At 67.6% G+C, this 13,421-nt stretch carries 14 protein-coding genes; 8 read left to right on the plus strand and 6 right to left on the minus strand.

The features are described 5' to 3' along the window. Window positions 1-246, plus strand: a 246-nt coding sequence (locus C2L59_RS49725; RefSeq protein WP_233223836.1) for a DNA-protecting protein DprA, incomplete at its 5' end; no start/stop codon positions are given. A 57-nt stretch (window positions 247-303) separates the two neighbouring features. On the opposite strand, the gene C2L59_RS46395 is transcribed toward C2L59_RS49725, so the two are convergent. The 5 genes from C2L59_RS46395 to C2L59_RS46415 form a co-directional block, all read right to left on the minus strand. Next, a complete protein-coding gene (locus C2L59_RS46395) occupies window positions 304-780 on the minus strand; it encodes a helix-turn-helix domain-containing protein (protein ID WP_103349654.1) in 477 nt (158 codons plus the stop codon). 70 nt (window positions 781-850) lie between these two features. Continuing rightward, entirely contained in the window at window positions 851-1,066 is a 216-nt protein-coding gene (locus tag C2L59_RS46400) for a hypothetical protein (RefSeq protein WP_146060324.1), read from the minus strand. A 1,553-nt stretch (window positions 1,067-2,619) separates the two neighbouring features. After that, window positions 2,620-3,138 (minus strand): DUF6262 family protein, encoded by a 519-nt coding sequence (locus C2L59_RS46405; protein WP_103349652.1) that lies wholly within the window; start codon window positions 3,136-3,138, stop codon window positions 2,620-2,622. After that, window positions 3,135-5,627: a site-specific integrase gene (locus tag C2L59_RS48415; RefSeq protein WP_199199038.1), complete on the minus strand. Its 2,493-nt coding sequence runs from the start codon at window positions 5,625-5,627 to the stop codon at window positions 3,135-3,137. The genes C2L59_RS46405 and C2L59_RS48415 overlap by 4 nt, the downstream gene beginning before the upstream one ends. After that, window positions 5,624-6,802, minus strand: coding sequence for a site-specific integrase (locus tag C2L59_RS46415; protein WP_233223440.1), 1,179 nt, complete (start codon window positions 6,800-6,802; stop codon window positions 5,624-5,626). Before C2L59_RS46415 ends, C2L59_RS48415 begins: the two co-directional genes overlap by 4 nt. Window positions 6,803-6,866: 64 nt before the next feature. Between C2L59_RS46415 and C2L59_RS50015 the strand changes: the two genes are divergently transcribed. The 7 genes from C2L59_RS50015 (at window position 6,867) to C2L59_RS46445 (ending at window position 11,933) form a co-directional block, all read left to right on the plus strand. Then, window positions 6,867-7,181 (plus strand): DNA-processing protein DprA, encoded by a 315-nt coding sequence (locus C2L59_RS50015; protein WP_370444848.1) that lies wholly within the window; start codon window positions 6,867-6,869, stop codon window positions 7,179-7,181. A gap of 167 nt (window positions 7,182-7,348) precedes the next feature. After that, the gene (locus tag C2L59_RS46425; protein ID WP_103355965.1) at window positions 7,349-8,344 is read left to right on the plus strand and encodes a DUF4192 family protein; all 996 of its coding nucleotides are present in this window, start codon (window positions 7,349-7,351) and stop codon (window positions 8,342-8,344) included. Between the two features lie 94 nt (window positions 8,345-8,438). Then, window positions 8,439-9,278: a hypothetical protein gene (locus C2L59_RS46430; RefSeq protein WP_199199814.1), complete on the plus strand. Its 840-nt coding sequence runs from the start codon at window positions 8,439-8,441 to the stop codon at window positions 9,276-9,278. Window positions 9,279-9,538: 260 nt separating this feature from the next. Next, a complete protein-coding gene (locus C2L59_RS46435; RefSeq protein ID WP_103355966.1) occupies window positions 9,539-10,543 on the plus strand; it encodes a DUF932 domain-containing protein in 1,005 nt (334 codons plus the stop codon). A gap of 334 nt (window positions 10,544-10,877) precedes the next feature. After that, a complete protein-coding gene (locus C2L59_RS47700) occupies window positions 10,878-11,054 on the plus strand; it encodes a hypothetical protein (RefSeq protein WP_158263172.1) in 177 nt (58 codons plus the stop codon). Window positions 11,055-11,057: 3 nt separating this feature from the next. Beyond that, entirely contained in the window at window positions 11,058-11,279 is a 222-nt protein-coding gene (locus C2L59_RS46440) for a hypothetical protein (protein ID WP_103355967.1), read from the plus strand. Between the two features lie 303 nt (window positions 11,280-11,582). Beyond that, on the plus strand, window positions 11,583-11,933 hold the full coding sequence (locus C2L59_RS46445; RefSeq protein ID WP_103355968.1) for a response regulator transcription factor: 351 nt from the start codon (window positions 11,583-11,585) through the stop codon (window positions 11,931-11,933). Window positions 11,934-12,574: 641 nt separating this feature from the next. On the opposite strand, the gene C2L59_RS46455 is transcribed toward C2L59_RS46445, so the two are convergent. Then, window positions 12,575-13,354 carry a transposase family protein gene (locus C2L59_RS46455; RefSeq protein ID WP_103355946.1) on the minus strand — a complete coding sequence of 260 codons (780 nt, stop codon included), beginning with the start codon at window positions 13,352-13,354 and terminating at the stop codon, window positions 12,575-12,577. Window positions 13,355-13,421: the final 67 nt, after the last annotated feature.

Genomic DNA, 13,421 nt, shown 5'->3' on the forward strand with positions numbered 1-13,421 from the left:
TACCCGCCCGGGACTCCGCCGGCCCGGCACCGGTTCCTCGTCCGCAACCGGCTCATCGCCGCTTCTCTCGGGGATCTTCGGCAGTGCGTCGCGGTGCAGCGGGAGTTTTCGCAGCTCAAAGACCTTGGGCGGCAAAACTACCGAGTGCAACACGTGTTGCGCAAGGCGACCTGCCGTCTGGATCTTCAGCGCAGCGGACGAGAGGTGGAGACGGCGGCGGCGACGGTCAGCCCGCCGGGAACGTAAGACAGGGCCCCTGCCTGGTCGCGCCGGCAGGGGCCCTGTTGATCTTCAGTGTGGTGTCTAGCCTGCGAGGCGTCGAACGAAAGACCGCGTCGGCTTCCGCTCAGCCAGGAGGCTTTCGTGCCAGTCGTCGTGCTTCGCGTGGTCGACGACCCAGGCTCCGCAGATCTCGCAGGCGGCCCCGGCGGGAACGGGCCCGGCGATCTGCCGCGCCGCAGTTGCGGCGTGATTCGGCGCCGTCTTGCTGTCGATCGGGGTGATCATGCCTGCGATCGTGACCCACCGGGGCTTCCAGTCTGCCTCGATGTCGTCGTCGTCCACTTCGCAGGCCTGGAGGAACTGCTCGACGAACTTCCACGTGGGAAGCTTGGTTCCGCTCAGGTTCCGGGTGATCGACGCGGGCGACCACGGGATCGTGCGCGTGAGTTCGCGGTAGGAGGGGTCGCCCGCGAGGCGACGGACCCACCGCAGATCGGTCGCGAAGCTGATGAGCTCGTCCATGATGGACTCGTGCAAGGCGGGCTGCTTGGTAAACATGATGTCGCTCCTCGGTGAAGAGGCGGGACCGGGGGGCGCCCGGAGGGCGCCACCCCGATCACCGTTTGGTTCAGCTCAGGACCGGGTGCTGCGGGCCGTCGTCGATCGACGGACCGCCGCCCTTGTCGCCGCCGATGATCCGGCGGACGACTTCGGCGGCCAGGAGACCGGCGGTGAAACCGGCGGCCAGGGTGACCTCCAGGCCGAAGCCGAAGGACAACCCTTCCCAGATGAACGCGAGGACGAACATCAAAACCAGCGAAGCAGAAAGAAATCTGGTGAGCATGAGAACCTCCCTCCTGCTCGTTTCTCGGTGGTCCAGGTGGCGGTCGGTTCGCCAGATGGGTGAAGAAGCCCCCATGATCCTTTCGGGGGCGAGATCAAGTGCCCTGCAAGGCGGGAGATCTCAAGGGCATCATTCCAGCACGATGGGGTCGCCGTCAAATACTCCGCGTCGACCTGTAACGCCCTCGGTGCAGTCGAGACGGAACCGTGGCCGTCCGCGCGGGTGGTGTCATAGGTAATCGATTTCAGTTGCAAACGCAAATGGTTGGAGAGTAACTCACGGCTGTCTGCAAAGTTGACAGAAGAGCGACAATTGATCTTGCTTAAGCGCAAAGCTTAGAGGAACCTAAGCGCGGCCTGAGTGTGGCCTGTTGAAGCGTGTCGAAGTGAGCGATCATGCTCGAGGTAATGCATCATTTGTATGCGAAGACGTAGAGGAGACATGGCGAAGGCCCCCCGATTGCAGTCGGAGGGCCTTCTTAATCCCGATGCCGCCACCTGGACCAACAGAGAGACGAGCTCGGGAGACTATGAGGTTGAAGCGCGCAGCTTGGCGGGACTGCGGGCAGCGCGCGTGAGCGCATGCTTAACACTACTCGCGCGGAGGCTTAGATCAAGGGATCCGGCGGGCTGAGGAAGGCTCAGGAGATCCTAGGGGCAGCGGACAGGCTTCTGAACAGCGAAAATGCTGCAGGCTCGCGCCCTGACGGAGAGAGGGGCTGGGCGCGACTGGGAGCGTCGCCCGATGCCGTCGTGCATGTGGTGCGTATTGAGCCAGCCAGTGCGCCATTGGCGTGCCGGCGGGACGGTGCCGCGTCGTGAGCGTGGCGTGTCCGGATGGCCTCTAGCTGCGCAAACGCCTCCTGGTGGCCCGCCGAGCAGCATGCCTGGCGGCGTGTCCGTCGAGGCGGTTTCTGTTCGCCGAGTCGTTGGCCTGAGCGGGCGGTGCAGGTAATCTGCTGGCCTGAGTGACAGCAGGAGAGGAGAGGGGTGCACCGTGTCCAGCAGTAGGAGCGCCAGGTGGCGGCACTTGTGTGCGATTGTCAGCATGTCGAACCCTCCTCTGCCATCGATCTGGTTATCAAGTCAGTCAGCTAGGTCTCCACTTGGTGCTTCTTCCCTTGCCTGTCTGCCGGTGAGCTTTCTTTGCCTGTCTGCCCGTTGAGGTTGTCCCCTAGGTCCGGGCTCGCTCCATGACTATATGGCGGCAGGGCGAGCCGGGGACAAGTTCTCGGCAACACGGGAAACAAGATGGAACAGATTGGAACGTGATGCAACGCAGTGGAACGACTTGCGGTGGACTAACACCGCCTTGTCGGATAGCGTCTGCGTCACTTCGACGGTCGAGTTGACTGAAGTTACTCCTGCGTGTGCATAGTTTTGGCCGGGCTTCAATAGTGGCGCGATTGTCGACGCTTAGTTGGCCTTCGCGATTGGTTCTGAAGTTGGTCATTCAGGTCAATTAGAGTAGATAAGCTCGTTGCCTGAAGGCAATCGTGACGTGCGGGACGATCGCCCTCGCGGTTCGACCCGCAAGGGCGATCGTGCCTGCGATCAGCCTCGTTTGTTGAGGTTGGCGATGAGCTCCCGGTTGGCGGTCCGCGCAGCCTCGAGTTCTTGATCGCGTTCCTCGGCCTGGTCTCGCAGGGTGACGACCTGTTGCTCCAACTGCGTGATCCGATGTTGGAGCTGGTCGATGTCCGCGGGATCTCCGAGTCCGGATTCGCGCCAAGCCTGCTCCCCGAGGACCTCGGAGAGCTTGCGTTCCAGCTGTCTGACGTGGGCAGCCTGCCGAGACAGTCGTTCCTGGGCGTTGGCGAGGTCGGCCTGCAATGATGCCCGACTGACCATCGGCCCGCCGCGCCCGGCGGGCGGGTCTGTTTGGGCGGTGTGTATCAGTGCCAGCAGATCCGGATGCCGGTAAGGGAAGGTCCGGTCAACGCCGGCGGCGCGCGCGATCGCCGACACGCTGATCTCGCCGCCGCCGGTGCTGGCCGCGTTGATCGCCTTGATCACGCGTTGCCGACGGCGAGCCGAGTCCGCGCGCCGCCCCTCGATCATCGGGTTGGTCATGCTGTCCTTTCTTGGCGGACGTCGGGCAGCGGCTGGCGGATGCGCGGGATCCCGAGGCCGACGACCCGGTTGCGGGTCTTGCGGACGACGGCAACGGACTCCTCGATCTGGGCTCGTTCCTCGGCGGTGAGGTCATCGAGGTCGGCCTTGACTCGGCTGATCAGCCGACGGACCCGCTTGATCTCCTCGTCCGAGGGCATCGCTTCGGCCTTGGCCCACTCGTCCGCGTCGACGGTGGCCAGCAGCCGCTCGCGGTTGCGGAGCAGGTCGCCGAGGTAGGTCTGCATGTCAGGCAGGTAGGACACGTCGGTGCTGAAGTGACCGCAGCCGACGCAGCGGAACCGGATCGGGCAGTCGTGTCCGCCGGCGGCGACGTTGCTGGGCTCGCTGCAGGCGCCGTAGGGGACGGCGACCTCGCCGACCGCGCGGCGGGCGTGTTCGGAGTCGAGCAGGGCTTTCGCCTCACGCCAGATGCGGTTGCCGTGCCGGTCGAACTGCATGGTCGTGACCCGCTCGACGGCCTCCCGCCGGCGTTCCTCGCCGACGCGGTAATACGACTGCGTCGTTTCGAGCACCCGGTGATCCATCAACTCGCGCAGGACGTCGACGGCGACTCCGGCGTCAGCGTGCCGTTGCGCGTAGGTGTGCCGGTAGGCGTAGAGAATGATCCGCTTCTTGTCGAAGGGCAGCATCTTCGTCACCACCTTGCCGTCGATCTCGACCGCGGCCGGGACCTCGACCTCGGGGAACGCGGTGACCCACTCGCGGTGGCGGCCCGAGACCCAGCTGTCGGTGATGCACTTCGTGCCGTGGGGGTTCCTCGTCGGAGCGGGCAGAAGTTTGAGCTTGCCGGCTGGTTCGTCAGGAAAGCGGTCGCGGACGCGTTGCTGCTGCTTCTCGATGACCGCCGCGGTGGCTCCGGGGATCGGCAGCCGCCGGTCCTTCCGGTTGGCCTTGATGTTGTCGTAGATCAGGACCGGTTTCCCGTCGCCGTCGCGTTCGAGGCATTCCAGCTTGAGCTGGCAGATCTCGTCCGGGCGGCGGCCGGTGTCGATCAGCAGCTCGACCGCGATGCGGATCTCCGGGCAGCTCGCGGTTTCCAGCCGCTGCAGGTGCGAACACAGGTGCCGCATGACCTCGACGGGAAGGTCTTTGCCGGCTTCGGAGTCCTCGGGCTCGTCGGGAATGTCCTCGGCGGTGATGGTGAAGTCGTCGGGCAGGCCGTGTAGCGGGCGTCCGGGCCTGGTCAGGCTCAATGCGCGCATCTCGCCGATCATCTTGCGGAGGTTCCGGATGGCGTTGAGCCGCTGGTAGGCGCTGATGTCGTCCTCGGCCTGCAGGTGGGCCAGCCGGTTGAGGAAGTTGGTGATGTCCACCCGTGCCAGCGCGGCGGGAATCTCACCGCGGTCCTCCCGCTGCAGGCGCAGGCTGTCAGACAGCAAAGCGAGGCAGTTGATCCTGTTCTGGCAGGTGTTCGCTGCGCCTCCGCCGCGTCGGCGTGGCAGATCTTCGTGCGCCCAGGCTTTCGCGGCTTCCCGCAGCCAGGGCTGGGAGATGCCGGTGAAGCGTAGGGTGCCCCGGGCGCCGAACACGGTCGCATCCCAGACGTCCTTGTGCCGTTCGGTCTCGGGGTTCAGGCGCAGCCGTCGGCTCGCGACCACGAACGCGTTGCCCAGTGCGCGGGAACCGGGCGAGAGGTCAGCAGGATCGACCTCGTCCACCGAGCTGAGTTCCTTGCTGCGGATGTGGTCGCAGAGCGGCCGGAACTCGCTGTGCTCGGACTTCACTCCCTCCGCCGTGCGTTGCTGCAGGCCGTAGAGGACCTCGGCGACGACGCGGGGCGGCAGCCCGCGCAGGCTGACCTCGCATCCGATCGCCGCGGCCGGCTGGGTGCGGCGCCAGTGCTGCTCGTCGATCTCGGCCAGGTCCTTGCGGCGTCGGAAGGTGCGCCAGCGCAATGAGTGGGTGTGGCAGTAGTTGCCCTTGCCGACCCGGTCGCGGGTGCAGGCAACGACGTCGCACGGCCCGAACGAAGGCAGCCCGACCACGTCCGGGTGAACGACGAACTGCTCCAGCGGCAGGTCGAGCACGTAAACCCGCTGGTAGCGGTGAGTGCTGCAGAGCGCGTAACCGCGGGTCGACCAGGGGCGCTGGCACTCGGGAACTGCGCAGAGCTCGATCGTGTTGTGCCGGGTTCGGACGCGAGCGACCGCGGTGAACCGCTCGAGCGGTGGACGGCCGTGCTGCTTCCAACGGATGTTGCAGGCTGAGCAGAAGCCGTCGACCCGGCTCGACCGCTGATCACAGCCGAGCACCGCGCACTCGTTCCAGCCCAGCAGCGGATGTGCCTGCGGGAACGTCACCGTCTGCCGGTCGCTAGACCAGCTCAGCAGGTCCAGGAACTCCGTGGTGGTGGCCGCCCAGAGGCCGGCGGTGATGTCGTCCGGCTGGTCCGCGCCCGGCGCGGCAAGGGCCAGGGTCGCCGTCATCGGACGCCCTCGATCAGTGTCCGCGGGGTGGGGACGCGCTCGACTGCGGCGCGTAGCCGGTCCTTCGACGGATGTAAGTAGATCTGGGACGAGGATGGGCTGACGTGGCCTAACAGCTTCTGGATTTCGTCCAGCGCCGCGCCGGAGTCCGCGAGATTACTGGCGAACGCGTGGCGGCACTTGTGCGGCGTGATACTGCGTGTGATTCCGGCTCGAGCGCAGAGGATCTCGAACAGCTCATTGAGCGCATCCGGCGTCACCGGACTGCCCAACGGCTGCTGGAACAGGTTGACCAGCAGAAAGTCACTCTCTGCCGCGGCTGGGCAGTCCTGCCGTTCGAGCAGATACTGATCGATCGATCGCACGACCAGGAAATCCACCGGCACCCAGCGCGTGTAACGGGACTTCGCCCAGGCGCCGTTGCTGTTCTCCCGCCGCACGATATGTAGGTGAGCGCCCTGGACCTCACAGCCCAGGGACCTGCTGTCCGGGAGCAGGTGCAGGTCACTGCGCCGCAGTCCGGTGACCTCGCCCCGGCGCAGACCTGCCCTGGCCAGCAGCAGCACGATCAGCCGGTCGCGAGCCGAGCGACACGCTATAAACAGTGCGACGACCTCCTCGTCGCTGGCCCGGTCCACCGCAGTCTCCGGCTCGTGAAGCTGATGCCGGGCGCGCAGCCGGTGAGCCAGCCGGGCGTCCTCGCCCCGTGCGACCTCGGGCAGGTCCCGGTCATCGGCCAGCTCGTAGAGCACGCCGAGCACCCACTGCGGGGCCTCTCCCTGAGCGACGGCGAATGTCAGGAACCCTCGCGTCGCCACCAGCACCCTGTTGATCCGCTTCGGCCCACGCACCGGCGTCGCTCCCGGCCCACACACGACATCCTGGTCCTCGGCCGGGGTGTATTTCAGCCAGGTCATGAACAGGCCCATCTCGGTGGCCGCGGTCGTCCAGTCCCGGCCGGTGCGTAGGCACCACCGCAGGAACAACACCACGCCGCCGGCGTAGGACTTCACCGTCGACTCGGCTCGATCTCGGCCGAACCGCAGCTCGCGCAGATACCGATCGGCCGCCGGCACCACGTCCAGCTCACTGTCCAGCACCGTCCAGTACCGACCGCCCGACGGCAACTGCACCTTGAATGTTCGCACGTTGTATCTCTGCTCCTTCTTGATCAACAACAAGAAGCCACAGAGCTACACCCCCAGAGAACCATCGCAGCACCCACCCAGATACAGGCCAGTGCAACGACACACCACACCTTCTATACCCCGAGAGAACGCCGCTCTCACCACCGCCACCCTCGTGGTCGAGGCCGGCCAGCGCAGCGGCGCTCGCCACACCGCGCGCCTGGCCGGCAAGCTCGGCCGGCCCGTCCTCGCCCTGCCGGGCCCCGTGTCATCGACAACATCCGCTGGGTGTCACCAGCTGATCCAGGACGGCACCGCCCGCCTGGTCACCTCCGTCGACGACGTCATCGCCGTCATCAATGAAGGCGACGACGTCGACACCGAACCGGAGACGGCCGTCCCTGCAGATGAGGCCAGCCGACACTAGCGCACGCTCCGGCGGCGGCCCGCACCTCGCGCTCACCCGGTGACCTCCGGCAGCGTCATGGCCGCCGGCGGGCGCGCGCTCAAGCCGGTGACGGCTCACACCCCCGTGGGCCGCCACCGCCTCCCCCGGCCCACGCCTGGGAAGGCCGATAACAGGAGCGCCGACACGTGACCCAGTACCTGACCCCCGGTGAACTGATCGGATCCCTGCCCGACACCCGCGCCGACACCCTCCACGTCATCGCGCTGCCCCGAACCCCCGCCAGCGCATCTGCGGGGCGGCTGACCTCGCCGCCCGGCGTGAGCTTCCCCGCCACCCGGGTTCGCGGCATGACCACCCGAGAGCTGGCCGACCACGTCCGCAACGCCCTGCCGACCAACCGCAGCTGCGACCTGGTCGTCGTCGTGATTAGCGACGAACGTCCCCGGAACTGGCCGCCGTTGCAGGCCGCGATCGCCGCGCTCGAGACTGACCTGCGCCCCGCCGGACACACGATCCTCGGCCGCTACTGGGCCCCGCACACCCGCCCCGGCGCCCCCTGGCGCGACTACCGCCGCCCCACCCACCTCGGCACCGTCATCGCCCCACGCACCGACATCGACTTCGCCGCACCCATCCAGCTCGGCGGTGACGCCCCGACACCGACCTGGGGCCTGCCCTTCACCGACGCCGGCGAGACCCTGCCAGCCAACCTCGGCCGGTTCGCCCACCGGATCGTGCCGCTGCTGGTGCGGCGCGGGAACGAGGCCAACCGGATCGTCGCACACGCCACCGCCCAGGCCGGCCGCGGCGAACTCATCGACGACGCCGCCTTCGCCGTCACGACCGCGTTGGCCGACAACGCCGTCTACGGGCCGATGCTCCTGCCGCCGAACGAGCACGACCCGCAGCGGGTCGAGCAGCTGTGGATGGCCCTCTACCGCGGCAGCCGAGACCCTGCGGCCCGTGCCCGGCTGGCCACCCTGATCGCGGCCAGCGCCCTCCGCCGCGGCGACCGCCACCTCACCGCCTGCGCCCTCGCCCACGCCCACGGAGCCCCGGGCGCCGCCACCGTCGGACTGCTGTTCCAGCAGCACGCCGCCGCCGAGGTCATCGAGCAACAGCTGGACCAGACCGCCGGCCAGGTCGGCGCCATGCCCTGGGTCAGCGCGAAGCGCTGGTAGCCCCACGTCCCCAGCAAACCAGTTCGGGCGCAGCGTCCCGGGCGTCCTCACGCGCTCCGGGACCCTGCGGCCCGCCTGTCACGGAGGCCACCTCGTGCATCACGTGATTCAATGGTCCGGAGGCATCGGTTCCTGGGCCGCCACCGAACTTGTCCGCCGCGACCACCCCCGAGACCCGATCACGCTGCTCTTCGCCGACGTCCTGATCGAGGACAGCGACCTCTACCGCTTCAACGCCGACGCCTCACACCGGCTCGGGATTCCGATCACCCGGGTCTGCGACGGCCGGACACCGTTCGAGCTGTTCACCCAGCGCAGCTATCTCGGCAATTCCCGAATCGCGCCGTGCTCGCAGGTGCTGAAGCAAAAACCGTGCCGGCGGTGGCTGACCGAGCACACCGACCCAGCCGACACCGTCCTCTACGTCGGGCTCGAACCCGGCGAGCAGCGCCGAGCACCGGCGGTCACGGCCGGGTGGCGACCGTGGCGCGTCGAATACCCGCTCATGCAGCAACCCGACCTCACCAAGGACGACCTGCTGGCCTGGTGCCGCAACGCCGGGCTGGAGCCACCGCGGCTGTATCGCTTCGGGTTCAGCCACAACAATTGTGGGGGCCTCTGTGTGCGCGCGGGCCAGGCCCACTGGCGGCGCACCCGGGACGTCTTTCCCGATCGATTCGCCTGGTACGCCCAGCTCGAACAGGACTTCCGCGCCAAACACGGGAACGTGGCAATCCTCAAGCACCGCCGCCACGGCCAGACCCACCCGCTGCCGCTGCGCGACCTGCACACCGGACCCGCGGTCGCATCGGCCCTCACCGAGCTGGACATCGAACACGTCCTGCGCCTGCTCGGACTCGGCGAACGACCCGAAGACCGTCGACGCCGTCTCCAGGTGAGATCCCCTGCGAAGGCGGGAGATCGGGCCGGGTGACGTCTCGGCCTGTCCCTCGATCCCCCGGCGGATCGGCGGTTCCGAAGTGCCGGGCGTTCGGCCGTCGCGGTGTGACCGGACCGAGGAAACCAGGCCCGCGCCGGCGGTGCACAGCCACCAGTCCACAACACCGGCTCACTCCGCGGTTCCGGGCCGTGTGCACCGCCGGCGCTCGGCCTGGTGAGCCGTGGCCGTCCACCCGCGAGCCCGCCGCCCCCGAGCAGCGGGCAAGCACCGTCCACGAAGAGAGGACCCTGACCGTGTCGAAGGAAACCAGCACGTGGCTCAACACCAACGTCCTCATCGGATTCACCGACAAACGCGGCCACGCCTGGCACTACCGCGCCGACGACCAAGGCACCGAGCCGAATCACTACCCCGGCCCGATCCCCCTCACCGAGGTCAAACGGCGCCTGTTCGGCTGGAGCGCCGAGCCAGCCCGGGTGTTTGTCGAAGACCGGTTCGGGCTCCGCCTCGCCGAGCATCACCTCGGGGTCACCACCTCCGACACCGGCGACCTTCTCGCCATCCACACCGACGAATACGGCATCCACCAGTACGGCACCTGGCTGCTGGACAACGTCGCCGCCCTGCTCGACGACGGCCTCACCATCGGCTCCGCCGGCCTGCTGCGCGAACGCAAGCAAGCCTGGGTCAGCGTCGAAGTCCCCGACAACATCACCACCCCCGAAGGTGTGGAGTTCCGGCCCAACCTGCTCGCCTGCTCCAGCCACGACGCCAGCCTCAAGACCCGCTACAAGCGCGTCGTCACCAACGTCGTCTGCGACAACACGATGAACATCGGCCTGCGCGAAGACGGCCACGAAGTCGCCGTCGTCCACAAGCGCAACAGCAACCTGCAACTCCTCAACGCCCGCGAAGCCCTGCAGATCGTGCACACCGTCGCCGGCGACTTCGTCGCCGAAGTCAAGAAACTGTGTCAGACCACCGTCACCGACCGAGCCTGGAAAGCATTCCTCGACGCCCACACGCCAATCCCCGAGCAGCCGGGCCGGGGCCGCACCAACGCCGTCAACAAGCGCTCGGCGCTGACCCGGCTGTGGACCAGCGACAGCCGGGTCAGCCCGTGGAAGAACACCGGGTGGGGTGTGATGCAGGCCGTCAACACCCACCTCACCCATGAAGCGGTCATTCGCGGCGCCACCCGGGCCGAACGGAACATGACCCGGGTGATGACCGGTGAACTGGGCAAGCACGACCGCACCGCCGCCGCGACCCTGCACAAGGTCCTCGCCGCCGTCTGAGCGCGCTCCGGTCCCCGCCCTCGCTCGCTGTTCCAGCTCACGAAAGGGCTCCTGCCACGAGCACCAGCACCATCCCGCCGCTGACCTGCGGCACCGACGGCTGCACGAACCCCGGCCACGGAATCTCATTGCCGTCTCGCGCCCGAGCATCTACCCCTGCCACGACTGCATCGCCTGCCTGGACGCGCTCGCCCCTCGCTGGATCCGCGGGTTCACCAACGAGCGCGCCTACTCCGACCGCAACATCGAACTCGGGCACCTGAACGCGACAGAGCTGCGGGAACAGGGCGCACCGACGCTGGCCGCGATCGATGCGGCGCGGGAGGCGTTCACGATGCTGGCCGACCTCGTCGGCCCGGCGCTGGCCCGCGACACGGTCACCGCGATCGTCAACGCCGGCGACCACGTCATCGACTGCTCCGTCACCAACTGGTGGGCCGCTTACCGCTACCCCGAGCACCACCCGCGCACCGCACCGACCCGCGCGGCTTACCGGTTCGATCACCTCTAGCAGGTGCGTGTCGACGGCCGCGCCGTCGGGACCGTCCGTCACGTCACCGCCGGCGTGCTCGACCGCTACGAACCCCGCACCCTCACCGGATCCGTGCTACTTCCCGACCTTCCCGACGACGAACAGCCCCGCTACGACTCCGTCCACGCCGCCACCGACGCTCTCATCGCATGGACCGCCGATCGCGAGCCCGCACCCGATGCCGTGGCTCCCGGCCACGCGTGACCTCGCGGTGTCGTGCGGCCTCGATCACGCGACCAGGTCCCGCGACACCGGTCAAGGCCACACCTCGACACATCGACGTCCGGCCGCAGGCATGGGGCCTTGACCGGCGCCACGGCGGGACCTGGGTGACCGCGGTCGTCCGCACATCACCCCGCGCGAGGCCACCTGAATGAACCGGCAATCCCCGAGCGGCACGCCTTCCCCGGGCGAGCCGGCCCCGGTTCGGGGCTGGCCGGGCCAGCGCACGCGCCGCGCTGCCCGGTCAGCCCCCTCGCCTCGCCACCTGCCATCGGAGATCCGAGCATGTCCCAGCCAGCCACACTGACCGCTACCGAACGGGAAGTCCTCGACGACGTCGCTCGCGGCCTGAGCAACATCCAGATCGCGCTCAAGCAGTTCCGGTCACACGAGACCATCCGTACCCACGTAAAGAACATCCTCGCCAAGCTGAAGGCCCGCAACCGCGCGCACGCCGTCGCCATCGCCTACGACACCGGCATCCTCCGGTGCCCGCTACCGCACCTGCCGACGACGCAGGAGATACCGCGGCTGGTGTCGCCGCCGGGCCACGCAAGGTGCGAACCCGGGCAGCCGGGTCCGGCGGCGTCCACACCTGCTCGTCACGGCGTGCGCCACAGGCGAGGGTCGCGATGACCGAGCCAGGACTGTTCTCACTCGAAAACCAGCGCGGGAGCTGCCCGCTCGACGTGGTGTCCTGGGGTGCCGGCGTCGAAAGCTCCGCCTACCTCACGGCCACGACCAGTATCGGCGCCCGGTCAGCGCCCGCGGCATCACGCCCGTCATCGCCCGCCGCGGCGTCGAACACGGCTCCCGCCTGGGCACAGTCCGATAGCCGGTCGAACGCACCTTCGCCTGACTCAAAAGTTTCCGACGACTGCGCGTCCGCACCGAGCGGCGAGCTGACGTGCATCAAGCCGTTCTGAGCCTGGCTTGCTCGATCATCTGCCTGCGCAAACTCATTCCGAGCTGATCACTTAGTCCTCGCGTCCCCGGAGTGAGCTAAGCGCGGGAAGCGCCGCACCCGTCGCCTGCGCGTTTTCACGTGACTCGTCGGCAGGTAGGTCACCGTTGTACGCAACAATGAACCAGGTAACGAGGACTGACAAAGGGAAAAACGTCAAGAATACATTCGTCAGAATATTTGTCCGCACAGCGATCCGCACGAGCTGACGATTATAGGGACTATTAGACCTTGTCCATGCCAGCGCAAACGCGGCGAGACCTAAGGGATGTCCCGTAACTCGTGTTGTGGTTTGGTGGGGCTGGTGTTGCGGTCAGTCGGTGAGGAGGATGTTGTGCAGGTTCGCGATGCCGGAGACCGTGTCGGCGAGCGTGCTCGCCGCGCGACGGTAGTCGCGGAGGATCTTGAAGTTCTTCATCCGGGCCAGCACATGCTCGACGCGAGCCCGGACCTTGCGGTGGGTCGCGTTGAGGTCTTCCTTCCAGTCCGGCAATTCACTGCCGTCACGGGGTTTGCGATACGGCATGACCACCTCGGGATTACCTTGATAACCACCATCGGCCATGACCGGCCGACCGGCGAGTGCCTCCGCGATACCCGAGTCGCGGTACACGGTGCAGTCGTTGCGGCTGCCCGGTCGCGGGTCGCCGGTGGCGATCACCAGCCGGGTCTCGGCGTCGATCGCGACCTGCACATTTGCCGAATAGCGGTAGTTCTTCGACGGGGTCGCCAGCCGGTGATCCCGCGTGGGGACCAAGGTGCCGTCCACGATCGCGACCGCATCCACCCGGCGTTTACGGACCGGCGCCAGCGCCAGCAGCGGACCGATCGTGTCGATCACCCGGTGCGCGGCGGAATGCGACACCCCGAACAACGGCCCAATCTGGCGCATCGTCAGGTTCGTCCGCCAATAGGTCGCCACCAGCAGCACCCGGTCGGCCAGCGGCAACGCCCACTGCCGGCCCGGGCGGCCGTCCGCGATCTCGTCTCCGCCCCGCTTGACGACCAGCCGCACCAGCTTGCGGAACTGACCGGGTTCCAGCCCGGTGAACGGGGCAATCCACTCCGGCCGCGACGCTGTGATCACCTGCACCACGACATGATCAATTACCACAACGACTCACCCGCCCCGATGCCGGGGTTACGAGACATCCCTTAGC

It is taken from the genome of Amycolatopsis sp. CA-128772 (assembly GCF_002904295.1).
Classification (GTDB): domain Bacteria; phylum Actinomycetota; class Actinomycetes; order Mycobacteriales; family Pseudonocardiaceae; genus Amycolatopsis.

What these genes read in the sequence shown, in the direction of transcription:
- C2L59_RS47700 (WP_158263172.1), top strand. Translation starts at nt 10,878, where the DNA reads ATGCTGGCCGACCTCGTCGGCCCGGCGCTGGCCCGCGACACGGTCACC.
- C2L59_RS46405 (WP_103349652.1), bottom strand. Translation starts at nt 3,138, where the DNA reads ATGACCAACCCGATGATCGAGGGGCGGCGCGCGGACTCGGCTCGCCGT.
- C2L59_RS48415 (WP_199199038.1), bottom strand. Translation starts at nt 5,627, where the DNA reads ATGACGGCGACCCTGGCCCTTGCCGCGCCGGGCGCGGACCAGCCGGAC.
- C2L59_RS46395 (WP_103349654.1), bottom strand. Translation starts at nt 780, where the DNA reads ATGTTTACCAAGCAGCCCGCCTTGCACGAGTCCATCATGGACGAGCTC.
- C2L59_RS46445 (WP_103355968.1), top strand. Translation starts at nt 11,583, where the DNA reads ATGTCCCAGCCAGCCACACTGACCGCTACCGAACGGGAAGTCCTCGAC.
- C2L59_RS46400 (WP_146060324.1), bottom strand. Translation starts at nt 1,066, where the DNA reads ATGCTCACCAGATTTCTTTCTGCTTCGCTGGTTTTGATGTTCGTCCTC.